The following is a 20217-nucleotide window of genomic DNA, read 5'->3' as shown; positions in this document are numbered from 1 at the left end:
GTACGCGAGCGCCCCGGCAGCACGCCCAGGCACGGCACCAGACGCCGCGGGCTCGGCCGACAAGATCCGAAAGAGACGACCTCGCGCCGGGGCCGCGTCATGCCCCGAAGTCCGCGGCGTGGTCGGCGGCCCAGGTCTCGAAGGTGCGGGCGGGGTGCCCGGTGAGCAGCTCGACCTCGCCGGTGACCTCGACCGGCACCCCGTCGGCGGCGGCCCACAGGTCCAGGAGCGCATCGGCGTACGGGCCGGGTATGTGGCCCTCGACCCCGGCCTTCCATTCCCCGGCGGTGACCTTCTCGTGGGGCAGGGGCCGGCCGAGGACCTCGCCGAGTATCGAGAGCTGGGCGGCGAAGGTGAGCGACCGGGGGCCGGTCAGGGTGTAGGCCCGGCCCGCGCGGTCCGGGTCGGTGAGCACCGCGAGGGCGGCCTCCGCGAGGTCGGCCTCGTGGACCGGGTCGCCGTGGGCCTCGGGGTACGGCAGGCGTACGGGCCTGCCGGACCTCAACGACCGCGCCCAGCCGAGGGCGTTGCTCGCGAAGGCTCCGGGGCGCAGCAGGGTGGTGCGCAGCGGTGCGGCGGCGAGGGCGTCCTCGACCGCCCGGTGGGAGGCGGCGAGGGCGCTGTCGGCGGCGCCCGGGGCGAGGACCGAGGAGGAGGACAGGAGCACGACGTGCTCGACTCCGGCGGCCACGGCCTCCTGGGTGAAGGCCTCGATCGCCGAGGGCTCGGCGTAGAGGAAGACGGAGCGGGTCCCCGCGAGCGCGCCGCGGAACGTCGCGGGATCGCGCAGGTCGCAGGGGACGGCTCCGGGGGTGTCCGGCGCGCGGGACCCGAGGCGGTACGGGAGGGAGCGCTCGGCGAGCAGGCGGGTGAGACCGCGGGCGACGGCGCCGCGGCCGCCGGTGACGAGAATCGACATGGCAGGTTCCTTTTCCTAGGATGAGCATGTGACACAGATTCTGCGTCCTGCAACCTCTGCGCCACACAGTCAAATCTGAGGCAGGGAGAGGCCGATGTCAACCGATTCCCCCCGTACGGGTGAGGCCTGGAGCCGCGCGGAGCTGCTCGCGCGCATCGTCACCGGGAGCCAGCGGCACTACGCCGACTACTCCCTCTTCAACCAGGCCCTGGCCGACCACATCGGCCTGCACCCCACCGACCTCCAGTGCGTGGGCCTGCTCAGCCTGGAGTCCGAACCCGTCAGCACCGGGGAGATCGCCCGCCTCACCGGCCTGACCTCCGGCTCCGCCACCCGGCTCGTCGACCGGATGGCCAAGGCGGGCATCGTCCGGCGGCACGCCGACCCGCATGACCGCCGCCGCTCCCTGGTCTCCCTCTCCCCCGAGGCCCGGGAACGGATCGGCGCGGCCTGGGACACCCCCGGCCGTGCCTTCGGAGCCGTCCTGGAGGGCTACTCCGACGCCGAACTCGCCGTCATCGCCGACTATCTGCGCCGCGCCTCCGAGGTCGGCCGGGCCCAGACCGAACGCCTGACCTCGGGTGACACCGCCGGACCGGCCGCCTGACCTGGACCGCCGACCCGCCCGACCCGCCCGACCCGCCCGACCCGCCCGCCCGACCGGCCATCCGTCCGCCCGCGCCGCCCGCCCCCACTCGGTCCCCGCCCCGCCCCCACTCGGTCCCCGCCCCGCCCCCGCTCAGTCCCCGCGCCGCCTGCGCCGCCCGCGTCGGCCCCGGTCGCCGCCCGATCCGGCGCGGTCGCGCCCGTCCAGCCCGATCCACACCCGCACCTCGGTCCCCCCGAGCACCGACCGCCCCAGCCGGACATCGCCGCCGGTCGATTCCGCGACCCGGCGCACGATGTCCAGGCCGAGTCCGGTCGAGCCGTCGCGCCCGCCGTCGTTGCCGCGGCGCAGGGCGGCGTCCGGATCGGCGATGCCCGGCCCGGCGTCCGAGACGAGCACGATGACCGCGTCCGAGGCGTCGTGGACGTCCACCGCGAAGGGCGTGCCCTCGGGGGTGTGCCGGAAGACGTTGCCGAGCATCGCGTCGAGCGCCGCGGCCAGTTCGGGCCGCGCAACGGGGATCCGCACCGTCCGGTCCACTCCCGCGAGCCGGACCTCGCGCCCCTCGTCCTCCGCCAGCGCCGACCAGAACGCCATCCGGTCGCGGATCACCTCGGAGGCGTCGCAGCCGGCTCCAGCGCCCGCCGCGACCGGGCCGGTGGCCGGGCGCTGCTCGCGCGCGGTACGGATGATGGTGTCCACCTCCCGCTCCAGCTGCTCCACGGCCGCCCGCGTCTGCTCGGCGGCCGGACCGTCGCCCAGGGAGGCCGTGTTGAGCCGCAGCACGGTCAGCGGCGTCCGCAGCCGGTGCGAGAGGTCGGCGGCCAGTTCCCGCTCGTTGGCGAGGAGTCCGACCACCTGGTCCGCCATCGCGTTGAACGCGACGGCCGCCGAACGGAGTTCCTTCGGCCCGTCCTCCGGCACCCGCGCGCCGAGCCGCCCCTCGCCGAGCTGGTGCGCCGCGTCCGCCAGCCGGGCGGCCGGCCGGACCAGCCGCGCGCCGAGCCGGTCGGCCACCCCCACCGAGCCGACGACCAGGGCCAGTGCGACGCCCGCGAGGACCGCCCAGGCGGTGGTGACTCCCTTGCCGACCTCGCTGCGGGGCACGAAGATCTCCACCACCGCGATGTCCCCGGACCCGAGGGCCGTAGGCTGGAGCAGCACCGAACCGCCGCCGGGCACACCGGTCGTGGCGGCCCGTCCGATCCGCCGGGTGTCGGCGACGGCCCGCGCGTCCGCCCGCCCTTCGCCGATGTCCACGGGCGGGCCGTCGCCGGTCCCCGGCAGGTGGACGGCCATCCGCCCGGCGGCGCCCGTCTGCGTGGTCTCCACCGCCTTGCGCAGCTGCAGCGGATCGGTGGTGATGGACAGGGTCGGCCCGATCGAGGCGGCCTGCCGCTCGGCGTTGGAGAACGCCCGGTCGCTGGCCATCTCCCGGACCACGAGCCCGAGCGGTACGGCGAAGGCCACGGCCACCATGGTCGTCACCGCGAGGCACACCTTGACCAGCGCCCACCTCACCGGGGCGGCTCCAGCTTGACCCCCACGCCCCGCAGCGTGTGCAGGTAGCGCGGCCGCGCCGCGGTCTCGCCGAGCTTGCGGCGCAGCCAGGACAGGTGCACGTCGATGGTCTGGTCGTCGCCGTACGACTGCTGCCAGACCTCGGCGAGCAGCTCGCGCCGGGCCACGACGACCCCGGGCCGCCCGGCGAGGAAGGCCAGCAGGTCGAACTCCCGCCGGGTCAGGTCCAGTACGGCGCCGTCCAGTTCGGCCTGGCGGCGCAGCGGGTCGATGGCGAGCCCTCCGACGCGCAGGACGCGCGAGGGCGGTTCGGCGGCGGCGGCCTGGGAGCGGCGCAGGACGGCGGCCATCCGGGCGGAGAGGTGCTCCACCGAGAAGGGCTTGGTCAGGTAGTCGTCGGCGCCGTCGTTGAGCAGCCGGACGATCTCCGCCTCGTCGTCGCGCGCGGTCGCGATGATCACCGGGACATCGGTGATGCCGCGGAGCATCTTGAGCGCCTCCGACCCGTCCAGGTCGGGCAGTCCGAGGTCGAGGATGACCACGTCGAAGCGGTGGTGGGCGACCTCGCGCAGGGCCTCCAGGGCCGTGCCGACACTGCGCACGGTGTGCGAGGCCTCGGTCAGGTGCCGGATGAGGGCGGAACGTACGAACTGGTCGTCCTCGACCACGAGCACACTTGCCATGGCCCGCACCGTAGCCCATTCGAGGGACCCCGGGAGGTGGCGGACCACTCTTGTGGCGGGTGGTGCAGTATGTCCAGCGATGCGAAGAGGACTTGTACATGCCATGGCGTGGACGCTGTCGACCGGGGCCGCGGTGACCCTGTCGTGGTGGGGCGTGCACACCGTCATGTCGGGCACGGCCTACGATCCGCCGCTCGCCGTGCCGCTGACCACCCGTCCGCTGTCCTCGTCGACCCACGAGGCCCTGCCGCCCTCGCCGTCCTCCCCGGCGCCGCCGTCCCCCGCGCCGTCCCCGAAGCCGTCGGCGCCGGGCTCCGCCGGGCCCACCGGCGGCCGGCCGTCCGCGAAGCCGACCGGCGGCCCGCCCGCCCGGCAGGCGCAGGACGCTGGGGCGGGCACGGTGCGGGCCTATCCGGTCTCGGGCGGCCGGGTCGTCTTCGACCTCGGGTCCTCCTCGGCCGAGCTGGTGTCGGCGACGCCCGCGCCCGGCTGGCGGATGCAGGTGTGGAAGCAGGACGTGTGGATCCGGGTCACCTTCAGCCGCGACGGCCGCGAGGTGTCGGTCTTCTGCACCTGGCACGACCATCCGCCGCTGGTGGAGCTGGTCGATCCGTAGCGCCGGGGCCGGGCGCGATCCGGGGACGGCCTAGGCCGGCACGTTCCCCACGAGCACGAACTCGTTGTACGGGAAGACCTTCCCCATCGGCCGCGAGAACGGGAAGGAGTAGGTGCGGCGCACCGAGATCCCGGCCCGCTCAGCCTGGTGGCGCAGCTCCTCGAAACCGACCCAGCGGATGTGGGTGGCGTCGGAGCGGTAGCCCACCTCCTGCGGGGTGATCATGACGACCTTGCCGCCGGGCCGTACGAGCGGGAGGTACTGCTCCAGCAGCGCCGCCGCGGTGTCCTCCTCGACGTGTTCGAGGACGTGCGCGACGAGCAGGCTGTCGAAGGAGCCCGGACCGCAGTCGGGCGCGGCCGCCAGCCCGTCCGGGGTGTAGGCGTTCAGGCCGCGCTCGCGGCAGGTCTGCACGGAGTGCGGGTTGTGGTCCACGCCGACGCTGTCGGGTCCGCAGTTCAGGAGGTTGCGCCCGAGGCCGCAGCCGACGTCCAGGACCCGTCCCAGCCGGAGCCGCTGCAGGTTCCACCGGTAGGGCGCCTGGGTGGGCAGCAGGCGCTTGATCCCGGACTGTTCGAGGCGGGCGAGCCGTCGCGTGTAGTCGGATCCGGCGGTGCTGGGCGCCGGCGCCGGGGCGCCGGAGTCAGCGGGCTTCTGGGACATCGTCGGCCGTCTCCTGACAGGTCAATAGAGGGCATCCCCCCCGAGATGGTCCAAGGCTACGCAAGATCAGGCCTGTGCCAAGGGTTGTTCAAGATTCTCCCGGGTCCGCTTCGGCGTGCGTCCGTGCGCTCACGCAGCGCGACGCCCGGAGGGCGGGCCGCGCTACCGGAAGACCGAGGGGGGCGGTTGCGGAGAGGCTACCGCCGACACGTCGGCGACCGGAAGGGCTCCGCCGGCGAAGTCGGCCAGGGCCCGGCCGTGCTCGACCCGGCCCGGGTGCGGGTCGCTCGCCACGCGGCGGGTGAACTCCGCGACGGGCAGCTCCCGGTCCGCCGCCACCAGGACCGCGTTGCCGAACCGCTTGCCCCGCCACACCACCGGGTCCGCGGCCAGCGCCAGGTGGCCGAAGCGGGACGCGGCCGTCGCGATCTGGCCCCGCAGGTGGGCCAGCGGCGGCCCGTCGGCGAGGTTGGCCGCGTACCAGCCGCCGGGCGCCAGCGTCCGCCGTACGTCGTCCAGGAACTCGGCGCTGGTCAGGTGCGCCGGGGTGCGCGCGCCGTGGAACACGTCCGCGATCACCAGGTCCGCCCAGCCGTCCGCCACCTTGGCCAGGCCCGCCCGCGCGTCCACCGCCCGGACCCGGACGCGCGCCTGCGGGTCCAGCGGCAGGTGCTGCCGTACGAAGGCCACCAGCGCCGCGTCGATCTCCACGACCTGCTGGCCGGAGCGGGGGCGGGTGGCCGCGGTGTAGCGGGCCAGGGTGAAGGCGCCGCCGCCGAGGTGCACCACGTTCAGCGGCTGCCGGGCGGGGGCCGCGAGGTCGATCAGGTGGCCGATCCGGCGCTGGTAGGCGAAGCCCAGGTGCCGCGGGTCGGCCAGGTCCACGTGCGACTGCGGGGCCCCGTCGATCAACAGGGTCCAGGCGTCGGCGCGTTCGCGGTCCGGCTCCAGCTCCGCCAGGCCGCCGTCCACCTGCCCGACGACCGCCCCGGCGCCGTCCCGGCCGCGCCGCCTGTCCTTGCCCCGGTCCCTGTCCTTGCCTGCCACTCCCCCATTGTCGCCGGTCGGGGGCCCTGCGGCGTCAGCGGCAGTTGTCGGCGGCCTCGATCAACCGGGCCGCCTCGCCGAGCGCCGCGCGCAGCACCGCGGGGTCGGTCACCGGCTCGACGGCCTCCGGCGGGAGCAGCCATCCGGTGCCGCCCGCCGGGGGCGAGAGCACGTCCCCGAAGCGCATCCCGCGCCCGTTGGTCTGCGTACAGGCGCTGCCGGGCACGTCCCACGCGTCGGCGGTGCCGGGCGGGACGAGGAACCCGAGGGTGTCGCAGGACCCGTCGTGCAGCACCGGTCCGACCCCGCCGGCCAGGCTGGCGGCGCGCCGGATGATGTCCACCGCCTCCAGCCCCTGCCGGGTGGGCACGGTGACCAGGTCCGGTGCGCCGGGCGGGGTCGCGCCGGGCGGGGGCGGCGCGGTGTTCGTTCCAGTGCTCTCCATGCCGGCCTCCACCAAGGGAACCCCTCCTCGATCCGCGTACGGGCACGGAGGGGCGCCGTGGTGAAGCCCGCATCCCGCTCCGCGTGGGTTCAACGCACGGGAACGTCAACGGGTGCGGTGGCAAGAGCCCGCAAAGGATGGCAGTTCATGGCGGATCGCGGGTGAGATATCCGTTTTGTAGCCAAACATCGCGTGAACGCCCTGTCACTGGCGGTACGTTCGTGCGCGCCGGGCCGCCCGCTCCACCCCTCACGGCCCCGGTGCTGCGTTCCTCGCCAGAGAGGCCACGTCCATGGCGGCGTCCCCCCAGTCACCCAACTCCACGTTCCGGAGGCTGCGCGGGCAGCGCTCCCCGGCCGAGTTCGCGGCCCTGGTGCGCCGGGCGGCGAAGGAGATCGGCGAAACGGTTTCCTGCGACGCCCGTTACATCGGACGGGTCGAGGCGGGAGAGATCCGCTGCCCCAACTACGCGTACGAACGGGTCTTCCTGCACATGTTCCCCGGGCGTACGCTGGCCGACCTCGGCTTCCCGCCGCGCGAGGCCGTCCGCGGCCGCGCCGGCCGGCGCGGCCCCGTCCCCGCACCCCTTCCCCACCGTCACGGCACCAAGGAGAGCGACGTGCTGCGTCGCGCGTTCATGGCGGGCGGCTCCGCGACCGTGGCGGCCGCGACGCTCGGCCTCACCCTGCTCGGCGACACCCGCCGCGTCCCGTCCCGCGCCGGCGAGAGCGAGGCCGCGGCCGTCGAGGACGCCGTGCGCCAGATCCGGCTGCTCGACGACCGGCACGGTGCGGACGCCCTGTACCGCCGGGCCGCGGAGCCCCTGCGCGCCGCGTACGCGCTGCTCGACGCCGGGGCCGCCCGGCAGTCCACCGAGGACCGGCTGCACGCGGGCGCCGGCGAACTGGCCGTGTCCGTCGGCTGGCTGGCCCACGACTCCGGCCGCTTCGACGACGCCCGCTCGCACTACGCGGAGGCGCTGGCCACGGCCCGGGTCTCGGGTGACGCCGGGCTGGAGGCGCACGCGTTCAGCAACATGGCCTTCCTCGCCCGGGACTGCGGCCGCTCCCGCGAGGCGGTACGGGCCGCGCAGGCGGGCCGCCGGGCCGCCGGGCGGCTCGGCTCGCCCCGGCTGCTGTCGCTGCTCGCGCTGCGCGAGGCGAACGGCTGGGCGGGCCTGGCCGACCGCCGGGCCTGCGAGGAGGCGCTGGCCCGCGCGCACACCGAGTTCTCCCGGGGCGAGGGGGACGCGGACCCGGAGTGGATGTCCTTCTTCGGCGAGGCCGAGCTGGAGTCCCTGGAGTCCCGGTGCCGGGCGACGCTCGGGGAGTACGACCGCGCGGCCCGGCACGCCCGCCGGGCCGCCGACCTCCAGGACCCGCACTTCGCCCGGAACGTGGCCCTCTACGCCGCCGAGCTGGCCGGGGACCTGGCCCGCGCCGGGGCCCCGGACGAGGCCGCCTGGGCGGGCGGCCGGGTGCTGGACCTGCTGGCCGAGGTCCGCTCCGCCCGGGTGCGGTCCCTGCTCTCGGAGACGGCCCGCACCCTGGTCCCCTACCGGCGATCGCCGCGCGTGGGCGCCTTCCTCACCCGGCACGCGGCGGCCTAGGCCGTCGGGCTCTACCCGTCGAGGTGCCCGGTGTCGTTCCAGCGCTCCAGCGCGGGGGCCCCGTAGGCCCAGCCGAGGACCGAGAGGGAGGTCGGCTCCAGCCGGATGCGGGCGCCGAAGGAGGCGTCGAAGCCGAGCCAGCGGGCGGCCAGGGTGCGCAGGATGTGGCCGTGGGCGAAGACCAGGACGTCCCGCTCGGCCGAGCGCGCCCAGGCCACCACCTCGTCGGCGCGGGCGGCGACGTCGGCGACGGACTCGCCGCCCGGCACCCCGTCGCGCCAGATGAGCCAGCCGGGGCGGACCGCCTGGATCTCGGCCGGGGTCATGCCCTCGTAGTCGCCGTAGTCCCACTCCATCAGGGAGTCCCAGGGATCGGCCTGCGCCCCGAAGCCGGCCAGGTCGCAGCTCTCGCTCGCGCGCACGAGGGGGCTGGTGCGCACCTCCAGGCCGCGCAGGCTCGCCCACGGGTCGCGGGAGAGCCGCTCGCCGAGGAGCTTCGCGCCCCGCTTCCCCTCCTCCAGCAGGGGCACGTCCGTGCGTCCGGTGTGCTTGCCGAGCTGGGACCACGCCGTCTGGCCGTGGCGGGCCAGCAGGATGCGGGGGGCCATGTGAGTTCTCCCGGTACGTGAGAGTTCGTACGTTTTTACGATGGTTCCGTCGTCCGTCCATCATCCATCACGTGAACACCGGGCCGCCCACCCCGGTCCCCGAGCGGAACGGGCCCCTCGCCCACCGGCCGCATTCCGCGGTAAGTGCGCGATTGTCAGTGGCGGATGGGACACTTCCGCGGGTGAGCTCCTACCCGCCCAGCGTCCCTCCGCAGAGCAGCGCGCAGCAGGCTTCGCAGCCGACCGGTCTGCGGCAGCGGCTCGCCGATCTGCGCGGCCCCGCCGTGCCGCCCCGTCCGCTCGACGCCCGGGCGCTGGCGGCCCTGGCCGCCAACCCGGGGTGCGGCAGACGCGCGCTGCTCGACGGCGCCGGCGTGGACAAGACCGTCCTGGCGGAGGCGCTCGGCTCCCCCGCCCCGTTCGGGCAGTCGCAGTTCGCGATCGTCCGCGGGAACTCCTTCGAGGCCAAGGTCAAGAGCGACGGCGGGGCCGAGCTGCTGCGGCTGGTCCACGCGCACCTGGACCCGGGCGGCGAGGCACCCGGGCCGGACGCCCGCGTCCCGGACCTGAGCGCCGCCGGGCCCGAGGGCCGCGCGGCCCGTACCGCGCTGGCCCTGCGCGAAGCCACGGCCGCCGGGGCGTGGACCCTGCTCGACCATCCGATGCTGGCCCTGGAGGTGGCGGGCACCCCCGCCTACCTGGAGCCGGACGCCGTGGTGGTCCATCCCGACGGGCGCTGGACCGTCGTGGAGATCAAGTCGTTCCCGATGATCGACGGGGCGGCGGACGCCGCGAAGGTGGGCGCCGCCGCCCGCCAGGCAGCCGTGTACGTGCTCGCCCTGGAGAGGACCGCAGGGAAGCTGCCGGGCGCGCGGGCCGGGCACACCGTGCTGCTGGTCTGCCCCAAGGACTTCTCCAACCTGCCCACCGCCTCCCCGGTGGACGTCCGCCGCGAGCGGGCCGTGACCCGCCGGCAGCTGGAGCGGCTGACCCGCGTCGAGGAGCTGGCCGCGGCGCTGCCCGCGGGGCTCGGTTTCGGCCCCGAGCGGACCGCCGAGGAGCGGGCCGCGGCGGTGGCCGCGGTCGAGGCCGCCTACGCCCCCGAGTGCCTGGCCGCCTGCGAACTGGCCTTCCACTGCCGGGAGAAGGCGCGCGCCGCCGACGAGGTGACCGCCCTGGGGCGGTCCGTGCGGGGCGAGCTCGGTGCGCTGACCACGGTGGAGGGGGCCCTCGCGGCGGCCGCCGGGCCGGGCGCCGCCGAGGACCCCACGGCGGCGGCCCTGTACCGGGCGGCCCTGCTGCGCGCCGAGGCACTGGAGCCGGTCGGATGACGCTCCTGGACACCCTCGCGCGGCTGGAGGCCGTCCGGGCGGGCCGGGCCCGGGCGCTGGCCACGGTGCGGCACCGGCACCTGTCCGCGCGCCCGCTGGTCCTCGTACCGCTGACGACGGCGGGCGAGGCCGGGGCGCCGCTGGGCGCCCTGGTGGGCACCGATCCGGCGGAGCCGGCGCTGTTGGTGGTCCCGCAGCCGCGCGACCGCGACCTGCGCTGGTCCTTCCTGGCCGACCTGGCGGACCTGGTGCTGCCGTACGTGGACGCGTACGCGGACGCCGTCGAGCTCGTGGAGCGCGGCGAGACGGATCCGGAGACCGGTCGCAAGACGAAGGTCGAGGCCGAACTGTGCCTGGACGCACCGCAGGTGATCGTGCCGAGCCGGGCGGGCGTGGAGTACGTACGGCTGCTGGGGCGCTCGATGCGCTTCCGGCGCACGGCCGAGGAGGACCCGGAGAACCCCTACCCGGCGCCCGCGCGGGTGCCGCTGCTGGGCCGCTGGTTCACGCACCTCGGGGAGCGCTCCCGGGTGCCGGGCTCCTCGCTGCTGCTCGCGGCGACGGACCTGCTGTCCCGGCACTGGGCCACGGGCCAGAGCACCCTGGAGGACCAGCACCTGGGCGCGCTGCTCGCCTGGGTGGCGCCCCCGGCGGGCGAGTCGGGCGCGGAGGCGGCCCTGCGCGCCGAGCTGGGCCGCGACCGGGACGGGCAGCTGCTGGTCCCGCCCGCGGGGCCGGCCACCGACCCCGCCTTCGACAACCGGCTGCTGGCTCCGGCGATGGCCCGGTTCGACGCGGCCCGCGCGGCGCGGGCCGCGGGCGACGCGGCCGGCCCGGAGGCGGCCGGGCGCGCCGAGCGGGAGGTGCGGCGGCTGGTCGAGGCCCAGCTGCGGCCGACGTGGGACGCGGTGTGGCGCTCGGTGGAGCTGTTGCGGGAGCTGCCGGCCGGTGAGCGGGCCGAGGAGCGCTGGACCCGCGACCGCTGGTCGTACACCGGCCACCGGGACCGGGTGCGGGCGGGCGAGCCTCCGCAGCCGCGCCGTGACGACGCGGTGACGGCCGCCCAGAAGCTGGCCACGCGCGAGACGGAGCAGGTGCGGCTGGACGCCCAGGAGGCGCTGGACGACCCGCTGGTGATGGCGGGCCGGCGCCTGGCGGGCGAGGCGTTCGCGGGCGAGGTCACCGAGGTGGTGATGGAGTGGACGGAGGCGAAGCGGCCGAGTCCGCGCCCGCTGGTGACGGTGGCCACGGAGGACCGGCCGCAGCTCTCGGAGGAGGGCGGCGCCAAGGTGTTCCGCTCGCTGGACGGCCGGCCGCAGTCGGCGCGGTTCGTCCGGTTCGACGAGGACGGGCACCTGGTGCTGCGGCTGCTGGACAAGATGGGCCGCGGCCGGGACCCGGAGCCGGGCTCGGTGCCGGAGAAGGGCGACCGGGTGTGCTGGACGCTGTTCGAGCACGACGCGCGCGGCGGCCCGAAGCTGCCCGATCCGGAGCGGACCCCCTGGACGCACGGCGGACCGCCCGCCCACCTGACCTCCCCGACCGCCCCCGCGCCCGACGCCGTGACCGACGAGGACCTCCTGTGACGACCGCCTTCGACCCGGGCGCGGCGGCCGCGCGGGCGACCGCCGCGATCCTGCACGACACCCTGCACGGGACCGAGCGGGGCGTGGTGGTCGATTCCCCGCCCGGCGCGGGCAAGTCCACGCTGGTGGTGCGGGCGGCCCGGGAGCTGGCCGCGGCCGGGCGGCGGCTGATGGTGGTGGCGCAGACCAACGCGCAGGTGGACGACCTGGTGCTGCGGCTCGCCGAGAAGGACCCGGAGCTGCGGGTGGGCCGGCTGCACAGCAGCGACGGCGAGGCGTTCGATCCGGCGCTGCGCGAGCTGCCCTCGGTCACGCTCTCCGCGAAGCCGGGGGAGCTCGCCGGGCTGCCGGTGACCATCTCCACGGCCGCGAAGTGGGCCTATGTCAAGGACGCGGAGCCGTGGGAGCACGCGATCGTCGACGAGGCGTACCAGATGCGCTCCGACGCGCTGCTCGCCGTCGCCGGGCTGTTCGAGCGGGCCCTGTTCGTGGGCGATCCGGGCCAGCTGGACCCGTTCAGCGTGGTGGGCGCGGAGCAGTGGGCGGGCCTGTCCTACGATCCGTCCGCCTCGGCGGTGAGCACGCTGCTGGCGCACAATCCGCAGCTGCCGCAGCACCGGCTGCCGGTGTCCTGGCGGCTGCCGGCGACGGCCGCGCCGCTGGTCTCCCGCGCCTTCTACCCGTACACCCAGTTCCGCAGCGGTACGGGCCCGGGCGAGCGGCGGCTCGCGTACGGGGTCCCCTCGGACGGTTCGGGTCCGGACCGGGTGCTGGACGAGGCCGCCGAGTCGGGCTGGGGCCTGCTGGAGCTGCCGGCCCGGCGCACCCCGCGCACGGACCCGGAGGCGGTGCGGGCGGTGGCCGCGGTGGTGCGGCGGACCCTTGACCGGGGGGCGGTGACCTCCGACGAGCGGTCGCCGGGTCCGGCTCCGCTCACCGCCGACCGCATCGCGGTGGGCACGGCCCACCGCGACCAGGCGGCGGCGATCCGGACGGCGCTGGCCGGGCTCGGGGTCACGGGGGTCACGGTGGACACCGCGAACCGGCTCCAGGGCCGCGAGTACGACCTGACGGTGGTGCTCCACCCGCTGTCGGGGCGTCCGGACGCGACGGCGTTCCACCTGGAGACGGGCCGGTTGTGCGTCCTGGCGTCCCGGCATCGGCACGCCTGCGTGGTGGTGGCCCGGGCGGGCATAGCGGAGCTGCTGGACGAGCATCCCTCGACGGAGCCGGTGCAGTTGGGCGTGACCGTGAAGTTCCCGGACGGATGGGAGGCCAACCACTCGGTCCTGGCCCACCTGGCGGAGCACCGGATCGCCTGGCGGCCCTGACCGGACGCGACGCGCCCGCGAGCGGACCGCGACGGCCCGGGTCGTGTCGTGTCGTGTCGTCGAAGTCCTGTCCGGCCTCCGGGCGGGCGACACGACGTCGACGGCACTCCCTGGCGCTTGCGGGCCGCGTCCGCGCGGGCGCGCAGGACCTCGCCCACCTCGGCCAGGGTGCGCAGCTGGGAAACACCCGCCGCCAGGCGTACCGGGCGTCCTGTTCGGGCTCGGTGGGCCAGCGGGGCCCGGAGGGGCTCATGGGGGCACTGTAGTCACCGGACGGGCCTGATCGGCCCGGAGGGCTTCCGGCCGCCGGAGGCGCTCGCGCGGGAGCGGGCCGGGGTGCTCGACGAGGTGGCGGAACGGGCCGCGCTGCGCGCCGAGCGGGCCGTCACGGCCTGACCCGGGGGCGGCGCCGGTCGGTCACCCGCTCGACTCCCCCGCCACGGAAGCGGCCCGGATCCTCCCCGGCACCGCCGTGCGTACGGGCGTTCCCACCGGCCGGCGGCCACTGCGGTGCACCCTTGCGCGGGGTTGGACAATGGACGGTGGCCCGGCAGCATTCCGTACGCGCAGCAGGAGGACACGCATGGCAGAGCCCGAGCGGACCGAGCGGAGGCTGCGGCCCGCGCCGCTGCTCTTCGAGCCCTCGGAAGCCGCCACGGACCCGGAGCACTTCTTCGATCTGGAGTCGATCGAGGACCCGCGCGAACTGCTGGCCCGGGCGACGGAGCTGACGCTGGCCTTCCGGGCGGCCCAGGAGCGGGCGGTGGAGTTCCAGGCGATGGCCGCCGCCCAGCTGGCCGATCCGCGGCGGTTCGACCGGCTCGCGCCGGCGGCCATCGCGGAGCGGGCGGAATGGACCGAGGACTACGCCCGCAAGATGATCGAGTTCGGCGAGTCCCTCCAGCGCGGGGCCGGCGCCGAGGGGCCCTGAGCCGCGGCCCGGACGACCGCCGACCGAGCCCCGGAGGGGCGGCGGTACGGGACGGCGGTACGGCACCGTGGCCGCGCATCTGGCATATGCGGGGCGCAACATACCCCAGCGCGCCCCGCCCTGTCCCGGTTTTCGGTAACTCCCGGAGACCGGAACGCTACGGCCAGTAGACCTGGGGCATGACGACGATGACGACGGCTCCCGGCTGCCCCTCCCCCGACACGCGCACCGCACCCGCCACTCACGTCACCCCGCAGGGCGCCGCCTGGCTCGCCTCCGCCTCCGCCCGACCGCAGCGCACCCTCGCCCTGTGGCAGGCCCGGCCCGCCTCGCCCGCCGCGCTGCCGTGCGGAACCGCCTTCGACGTCGTCAACGTCCCGCTCGTCCTCGGTCGCCGCGTCCTGGACCTGCTGTGGACCGAGGGCCCCGGCTCCGGCCCGGTCGCCGTGCACCGTGGCCGGCTGCTGCTCTTCGCCGCCCCGGGCACCGCCCAGCGGCTGCCCGCCCTGCTCGCCTGGGAGGAGTGGGGCGGCTGCGGAGCCGCTCCGGCGCCGCTGTGCCACGGCCTAGGCGACGCCGTCACCGTGCCGCCGCTGGCCGCCGCGCCCGGGACCTCCCGGTGGCTGGTGGCGCCCGATGCCCGGGCGCCGTGGCTGCCGGGGCCGGAGGCGCTGCTGTGGGCCTTCGTCCGGGCCGCCCGCACGCCCCGGCCCGGGCCGGACCCGCGCACCGACCCGCTCACGGACCTGCGGGTATCGATTTTTCCTTCCGCCGATCCGGATGCTAATGTCTACGACGTCAGCAGGCGCCGCTAGCTCAGTTGGTTAGAGCAGCTGACTCTTAATCAGCGGGTCCGGGGTTCGAGTCCCTGGCGGCGCACAGACGGAAGAAGGCCCCCGCTCCTCGGAGCGGGGGCCTTCTTCGTGCGCTCCTGCGGAGCCGGACCGCTACGTGGTGATCTTCACCGTGTACGCGCCCGACGGGGTGCGGTCCGCGACCTCGATCGTGATCCGCTCCCCGGGCACCGTGTACGTCTCGCCGACCTCCAGCGGCGCGTCCGCCAGTGGCGGGTACACCGAGCGGTCCCAGCAGGCCTCCGTGCGCGGGTGCCCGTCGAGCACCTCGATCGGGCCGCCGCCCGAGGCGGCCTCGTTGCGGACCCGGTAGACCAGCACCCCTTCCGTGCAGGTGCCCCCGTCGTTGCCGGCGGAGCCGCGGGCCTCGATCGCGATGGCGCTGCCGGGGCCCGTACGGACGACGGCGAGCCGGGTGCCGCCCGTGCCGCCGCTCGGCGGGGCCTGGGAGAGGGGCTGCAGGGTGTGCATCGAGGAGCCCGACTGCACGCAGTCCACCTGGGCGGAGTCCAGCCAGCCCAGCTTCCACTTGTGCCACGCGAAGAGGTCCGGGGCCATGCCGAACTGGCTGCCCATGACGTCCCAGTCCCCGACGTACGTGTCCCAGTCGCCCTTGCCGTCCGTCGGCCGGTGGTAGAGGTCGGGGAGGTCGAAGACGTGGCCCGTCTCGTGGGCCAACACGTTGCGGTCCGGCGGGTGGCGCTCGAAGACCGTGACGATCCGCCGCAGGTCCGTGCCGTCCGCGCGGATCGGGCGGTCGAAGTTCACGACCTTCGTGGCGTCGGCGTCCACCCCGGGCGCCTCGGGGTCGGCGACGAAGTAGACGACGTCGTAGCGGGAGAAGTCGACGTGGGGGTCGGCGGTGGCGACCGCGTCCCGCACGTAGGCCGCCCGGTCCTCCGGCGCCCAGTCGCGCCGTATCCCGTACGCGGTGGAGGGCCGGGGCATCCGGGTCCACTGCTTCTCCGGGTGCGGCTCCAGGCGGAACCGGCCGTACGAGGCCCGCTCGAAGAACTCGCTCGTGGCCGGGAAGTGGTCGGCGGCGATGGCCGCGGGCGCCTGGGCCGGGCTGTGGTCCGGGAAGGAGAGGAAGACCATGACCGCGCGGAGGGTGCGCTCGGGCTTCGGGTAGGCGCCGTTCCAGGTGTCCAGGCCGAGGGAGTGGTGGGCCGCCGTGCGGGTGAGCGCACAGGGGTCGGTCCCGGGGACGGCCACGGCGGGCCCGGCGACGAGCGACATGGCGGCGAGCGCCGTCAGCGAGGTGAGTGCCGCTCCGGCACTGCGCATGCGGGAGCGGTCCACTCCCCCGGGTGTCTGCTGTCGCGGCACATCGACCTCCGGTGGTGGATTGATCCCATCTCGTCCACCTTGAGGTGATTGTCAGATCAACGCCCTGTTCCGCTGCCCCACACGAGTGAGCGGTGCGGCAAGCCGGTGACACCGGCCGTTCGGAGCGTGGCTACGGAATGTCACAGACGATCAATGAGGAGCACCGTGCGCTCACTACCACTCAGAAACGTTCACCCGGGCCGCGGCCGACGACGCGTCATCACGCAGAACCGCCCCGCGCCGCCCGGCGGCGCCGCTGGATAGGGCCTCCCGTCAGCCTCTATGATCGGCACACTTTCCTGCACGGACACTCACGAGCACTGCGGGAGCCAACGGTGAGCGGAACCCCAGAGGGAACCGGTTCGGCGGCCGACAGCATCCGATCGGCCGTCACGGAGCGTCACCCGGCGGTGCCGGCAGCGCCGTCGGCGCAGGCGCCGGCCCCCGCCGTCCCGGCCGCCGCGGACGGGTCGCTCCGCGCCCGGTCCGAGTCGCGCGACTACCAGGCCGCCTTCAACGCGGCGCACCTCGCCATGGCCGTCGTCGACCGGGACGGCCTCGTCGTCACCGCGAACCCGGCCTTCGCCGGCCTGCTGGGCACCGAGCCGCACGCCCTCGCCCACCGGTGCGCCGCCGACCTGGTGGACCTGGCCGCCGAGGCCCGGACCTGGGCCGCGTACCAGGAGGTGCTCCGCGGGCGGCAGGCCCGGCTGCGCTGCACCCGGCGGCTGAAGCACCCCGACGGGCACTCGCTGTGGACCGAGGTCACGCTGGGACCCGTACCCGGCACCGGCAACGTGCTGCTCTCCGTCGCCGACATCAGCGACCGGCGCGACCTCCAGGCCCGGCTGCGCCACCTCCAGATGCACGACCCGGTGACCCGGCTGCCCAACCGGGCCCTGTTCTTCGAGCGCCTCTCCGCCGCCCTGGAGGCCTCCTCGTACGAACACGGGGGCGGTACCGGGCGGATCGGGCTGTGCTACCTGGACCTCGACGGCTTCAAGGCCGTCAACGACACCCTCGGCCACCGGGTCGGGGACCGGCTGCTGACCGCGGTCGCGGCCCGGCTGACGCAGTGTGCCGACCAGTCCGGCTACGGGCGCAGGGGCGGCCATCTGGTGGCGCGGCTCGGCGGTGACGAGTTCGCGCTGCTGGTCGAGGACTCCACCGGCACCGAGCAGCTCGCGGACCTGGCGCGCAGCGTGCTGGCCGCCGTGCAGGAGCCGTTCGACCTGGCCGGGCAGCGGCTGTCGGTCTCCGCGTCCATCGGCGTGGTGGAGCGGACCACCGCCGGCACCTCGGCGACCGGCCTGATGCAGGCCGCCGACACGACGCTGTACTGGGCGAAGGCGGACGGCAAGGCCCGCTGGACCCTCTTCGACCCCGAGCGCAACGCGCACCGCATGACGCGTCAGGCCCTGTCATCGACGCTGCGGCCGGCGGTGGAGCAGGGCGAGTTCGAGCTGGAGTACCAGCCGCTGGTGGACCTGGAGAGCGGGGTGGTGCGCGGGGTCGAGGCGCTGGTGCGCTGGAACCACCCGCAGTTCGGCACGCTGACGCCGAATCGGTTCATCGGCATCGCCGAAGAGGACGGCTCCATCGTGCAGTTGGGGCAGTGGGTGCTGCGGACGGCCTGCCGGCAGGCACGGCGCTGGCAGCTCGAACAGCCCGGTGACGCACCGGTCTTCGTGTCCGTGAACGTGGCGGTGCGCCAGGTGTGGGACTCCGACCTGGTGGGCGACGTCGCGGAGATCCTGGCCGAGACGGGCCTGGCGCCGCAGCTGCTCCAGCTGGAGCTGACCGAGTCGGCCGTGATGGGTTCGGCGGGCCGGCCCCTGCAGGCGCTGCAGGCGCTGAGCGACATGGGGGTGCGGATCGCGATCGACGACTTCGGCACCGGGTACTCGAACCTGGCCTACCTGAGCCGCCTGCCGGTCTCGGTCCTGAAGCTGGACGGCTCCTTCGTGCGGGGCTTCCGCTACGAGGAGGGCCGGCATCCGAACCCGGCCGACGAGACCATCGTGGAGGCCCTGGTCCAGCTCGCGCACCGGCTCGGGCTGACGGTGACCGCCGAGTGCGTGGAGACGGCGGGCCAGGCGGCCCGGCTGCGCCGCGTCGGCTGCGACACCGGCCAGGGCTGGCTGTACTCGCGGGCGGTGGCCCCGGAGCGGATCGCCGAGATGATCGGCACCCGGCCGGGCGCCGACGACCACGCCAGGACGCCCGACCAGGCGGGCCGGGCCCCGGGGTCCGGCGACGACGGGCAGTCGCCCGCCGCCCGCTGACGCGCGGGGCGCCGGAACACCGCCGCCCCGCACCCGGTGGTCCGGGTGCGGGGCGGGGTGCCGCTCGGCGCGGGGTGGGGGGAGATCAGCAGGCGCCGAGGTCCTTCCAGACGCCCCACGCACCGGTGGTCCCGGGGGCTTCGTTCTGGGTCCACCACTGGGCCTTCCACTTGCGCCCGTTGTACGAGACCTCCGTGCCGCCGGTGTAGACGCTGCCCGCGACGTAGGCCGGGACGGAACCGCAGCCGGTGGTCGGCGGGGTCGTCGGAGGCGTGGTCGGAGGCGTCGTGGGCGGCGTGGTGGGAGGCGTCGTCGGGGGTGTGGTCGGCGGCGTGGTCGGCGGGACCGTGGTGCCGCCGAGGGCGTCCGAGATCTGGTTCAGCAGCGTGGTGTTGTTGTCCAGGCCGAGGAGCGAGTACATCATCGCCCCGGCCAGGCCGCGCTGCTTGCCGTAGTCGACCCGGGCCTGGATCGACTTCTGGTTCAGGCCGGTGAAGAACTCGCCGTCCTTGTAGAAGTACGAGGCCTTGGCCTGGTCGTCCCAGAAGGTGTTCGCCGGGTTGTCGACGAGCCCGCCGAGCTCCTTGTAGTTCGCGATGCCGGTCTGCTGGCTGGTGGGCCGGGCCGCGGAGGCCCCGGTCGCGGACTGCGCGAGGCCGTTGGCGGTCCCGGCGGGGACGCCCTTCCAGCCGCGGTAGTAGAACTCGTAGCCCAGGGTCAGCTTGTTGGCGGGGAAGCCGCCCGTGATCCCGTAGGCCGGGTTGCCGTCGATCCAGGAGTCGATGGCGTTGTCGATGCTGTACTTCTGGGTGCCCGGCGCGATCACGTCGGTCGGGTCGCCCGCCGGCGAGTACAGCGGCGACTGGTGGTACGTCGGACCGTCGCTGTCCCAGGCGCCGTGCATGTCGTACGTCATGATGTTCGCGTAGTCGAGGTACGCGCCGATCTTGTCCGTCTCGATGTACTTGATCTTGTCCTGGCCGGCCGGGAGGGCCGAGGTCAGCAGGTACTTCTTGCCGCCGTTGGCCGCGCCGTAGGCGTCGAGCTGGGTGCGGAACTCCTTCAGCAGGAGGGTGAAGTTCTGCTTGTCCTCGGGGGCGTAGTGGTTGCCGAGGTGGCCGCCCGACGAGCCCGGGTACTCCCAGTCGATGTCGATGCCGTCGAAGATGCCGGCCGCGACGCCCTGGCCGCCGTAGCCGCCCTCGACCGGCAGGTTGCCCTTGATGTACTGGTCGATGCAGGAGGAGACGAGCTTCTTGCGGGAGGCGTCGGTCTTGGCCGCGTCGCTGAAGTACTTGGAGTACGTCCAGCCGCCCAGCGAGATGTTGATCTTCAGGTGGGGGTACTTGGCCTTCAGCTGCTTGAACTGGTTGAAGACGCCCACGATCGGCTGGTCCCACTTGTCCGCGACGCCGCTGACGCTGTCGGCCGCGCTGAAGGACTTCTGGTAGTCGGCGTACGAGTCGCCCGCGCCGTCACCGGCGTTGGGGTTGTTGTCGTCGCCCGCCGCCTTGTTCGCCTCGAAACAGGTGAGGTTGGTGGGGTGGATGTTGCCGAACGAGTAATTGATGACGTCCAGCTTGCCCGCTATGCCGCGGGTGTCGAGGTGCTTGGGGTAAAAGGCGTTCCCGTACACGCTCCACTGGTCGTAGTAGGCGATGCGGACACCGCCGGCCGCGGCGGAGGTCGAGGCGTCCGCGGCCTGCGCGGTGCCGAGCCCCGCGAAGGAGGCCAGTGCTCCGGCTGCCAGCGCCGCCGTGGCGGCGGCGGCGATGAGGGGTTTACGGATGTGCATGAACTGCCTCCGGGGGGTGGGAGGGAAGAGCAAGAAGTTCAGGTGGGAGAAGTGATA

General features: G+C 74.9%; 18 protein-coding genes and 1 tRNA gene. 10 read left to right on the top strand and 9 right to left on the bottom strand.

The genetic code is table 11. From position 1 onward, the window contains the following. Positions 1 to 97: 97 nt before the first annotated feature. Positions 98 to 919: an NAD(P)H-binding protein gene (locus tag CP968_RS21225; RefSeq protein ID WP_150519502.1), complete on the bottom strand. Its 822-nt coding sequence runs from the start codon at positions 917 to 919 to the stop codon at positions 98 to 100. A gap of 94 nt (positions 920 to 1013) precedes the next feature. Here CP968_RS21225 and CP968_RS21220 point away from each other — a divergent pair, with 94 nt between their 5' ends. Beyond that, positions 1014 to 1526 (top strand): MarR family winged helix-turn-helix transcriptional regulator, encoded by a 513-nt coding sequence (locus CP968_RS21220; protein WP_150519501.1) that lies wholly within the window; start codon positions 1014 to 1016, stop codon positions 1524 to 1526. Positions 1527 to 1658: 132 nt separating this feature from the next. Here CP968_RS21220 and CP968_RS21215 read toward each other — a convergent pair whose 3' ends face one another. After that, positions 1659 to 3047 (bottom strand): HAMP domain-containing sensor histidine kinase, encoded by a 1389-nt coding sequence (locus CP968_RS21215; protein ID WP_150519500.1) that lies wholly within the window; start codon positions 3045 to 3047, stop codon positions 1659 to 1661. Continuing rightward, positions 3044 to 3730, bottom strand: coding sequence for a response regulator transcription factor (locus CP968_RS21210; RefSeq protein ID WP_150519499.1), 687 nt, complete (start codon positions 3728 to 3730; stop codon positions 3044 to 3046). The genes CP968_RS21215 and CP968_RS21210 overlap by 4 nt, the downstream gene beginning before the upstream one ends. Positions 3731 to 3809: 79 nt before the next feature. Between CP968_RS21210 and CP968_RS21205 the strand changes: the two genes are divergently transcribed. After that, positions 3810 to 4346, top strand: a complete 537-nt coding sequence (locus tag CP968_RS21205; protein WP_150519498.1) for a hypothetical protein — start codon at positions 3810 to 3812, stop codon at positions 4344 to 4346. 30 nt (positions 4347 to 4376) lie between these two features. Here CP968_RS21205 and CP968_RS21200 read toward each other — a convergent pair whose 3' ends face one another. The 3 genes from CP968_RS21200 to CP968_RS21190 all read right to left on the bottom strand — a co-directional run bounded on the left by CP968_RS21200 (position 4377) and on the right by CP968_RS21190 (position 6501). After that, positions 4377 to 5009, bottom strand: a complete 633-nt coding sequence (locus CP968_RS21200; RefSeq protein ID WP_150519497.1) for a class I SAM-dependent methyltransferase — start codon at positions 5007 to 5009, stop codon at positions 4377 to 4379. A gap of 162 nt (positions 5010 to 5171) precedes the next feature. After that, complete coding sequence (locus CP968_RS21195; protein WP_150519496.1) at positions 5172 to 6056, bottom strand: spermidine synthase; 885 nt, start codon at positions 6054 to 6056, stop codon at positions 5172 to 5174. A gap of 34 nt (positions 6057 to 6090) precedes the next feature. Then, positions 6091 to 6501, bottom strand: a complete 411-nt coding sequence (locus tag CP968_RS21190; RefSeq protein ID WP_150519495.1) for a hypothetical protein — start codon at positions 6499 to 6501, stop codon at positions 6091 to 6093. A 292-nt stretch (positions 6502 to 6793) separates the two neighbouring features. On the opposite strand from CP968_RS21190, the gene CP968_RS21185 reads away from it, so the two are divergent. Further along, the gene (locus CP968_RS21185) at positions 6794 to 8110 is read left to right on the top strand and encodes an NsdA family TPR-like regulatory protein (RefSeq protein WP_150519494.1); all 1317 of its coding nucleotides are present in this window, start codon (positions 6794 to 6796) and stop codon (positions 8108 to 8110) included. Between the two features lie 11 nt (positions 8111 to 8121). Here the strand turns inward: CP968_RS21185 and CP968_RS21180 are convergent, their stop codons facing one another. Continuing rightward, positions 8122 to 8718 (bottom strand): histidine phosphatase family protein, encoded by a 597-nt coding sequence (locus CP968_RS21180; RefSeq protein ID WP_150519493.1) that lies wholly within the window; start codon positions 8716 to 8718, stop codon positions 8122 to 8124. Positions 8719 to 8900: 182 nt separating this feature from the next. Here CP968_RS21180 and CP968_RS21175 point away from each other — a divergent pair, with 182 nt between their 5' ends. The 6 genes from CP968_RS21175 to CP968_RS21150 all read left to right on the top strand — a co-directional run bounded on the left by CP968_RS21175 (position 8901) and on the right by CP968_RS21150 (position 14776). Continuing rightward, positions 8901 to 10049: a hypothetical protein gene (locus tag CP968_RS21175; RefSeq protein ID WP_150519492.1), complete on the top strand. Its 1149-nt coding sequence runs from the start codon at positions 8901 to 8903 to the stop codon at positions 10047 to 10049. Further along, on the top strand, positions 10046 to 11635 hold the full coding sequence (locus tag CP968_RS21170; RefSeq protein WP_150519491.1) for a hypothetical protein: 1590 nt from the start codon (positions 10046 to 10048) through the stop codon (positions 11633 to 11635). The genes CP968_RS21175 and CP968_RS21170 overlap by 4 nt, the downstream gene beginning before the upstream one ends. After that, positions 11632 to 12966, top strand: coding sequence for an AAA domain-containing protein (locus CP968_RS21165; protein WP_150519490.1), 1335 nt, complete (start codon positions 11632 to 11634; stop codon positions 12964 to 12966). Before CP968_RS21170 ends, CP968_RS21165 begins: the two co-directional genes overlap by 4 nt. A gap of 583 nt (positions 12967 to 13549) precedes the next feature. Further along, a complete protein-coding gene (locus CP968_RS21160) occupies positions 13550 to 13897 on the top strand; it encodes a hypothetical protein (RefSeq protein WP_150519489.1) in 348 nt (115 codons plus the stop codon). Between the two features lie 188 nt (positions 13898 to 14085). After that, the gene (locus tag CP968_RS21155; RefSeq protein ID WP_229886602.1) at positions 14086 to 14712 is read left to right on the top strand and encodes a bifunctional DNA primase/polymerase; all 627 of its coding nucleotides are present in this window, start codon (positions 14086 to 14088) and stop codon (positions 14710 to 14712) included. Beyond that, positions 14703 to 14776, top strand: a tRNA-Lys gene (locus CP968_RS21150). Before CP968_RS21155 ends, CP968_RS21150 begins: the two co-directional genes overlap by 10 nt. Before the next feature lie 68 nt (positions 14777 to 14844). Here CP968_RS21150 and CP968_RS21145 read toward each other — a convergent pair. Further along, complete coding sequence (locus CP968_RS21145) at positions 14845 to 16080, bottom strand: M6 family metalloprotease domain-containing protein (RefSeq protein WP_150519487.1); 1236 nt, start codon at positions 16078 to 16080, stop codon at positions 14845 to 14847. Positions 16081 to 16415: 335 nt separating this feature from the next. On the opposite strand from CP968_RS21145, the gene CP968_RS21140 reads away from it, so the two are divergent. Then, on the top strand, positions 16416 to 18365 hold the full coding sequence (locus CP968_RS21140) for a putative bifunctional diguanylate cyclase/phosphodiesterase (protein WP_229886575.1): 1950 nt from the start codon (positions 16416 to 16418) through the stop codon (positions 18363 to 18365). An 85-nt stretch (positions 18366 to 18450) separates the two neighbouring features. Here CP968_RS21140 and CP968_RS21135 read toward each other — a convergent pair whose 3' ends face one another. Further along, entirely contained in the window at positions 18451 to 20160 is a 1710-nt protein-coding gene (locus CP968_RS21135; protein ID WP_150519486.1) for a glycosyl hydrolase family 18 protein, read from the bottom strand. Positions 20161 to 20217 lie beyond the last annotated feature (57 nt).

Origin of the sequence: Streptomyces subrutilus (assembly GCF_008704535.1) — a bacterium.
Taxonomy (GTDB): Bacteria; Actinomycetota; Actinomycetes; order Streptomycetales; family Streptomycetaceae; genus Streptomyces; species Streptomyces subrutilus.
Note: the sequence above shows the minus strand (reverse complement) of the source record. Positions and strands in the feature narration are given on the sequence as shown.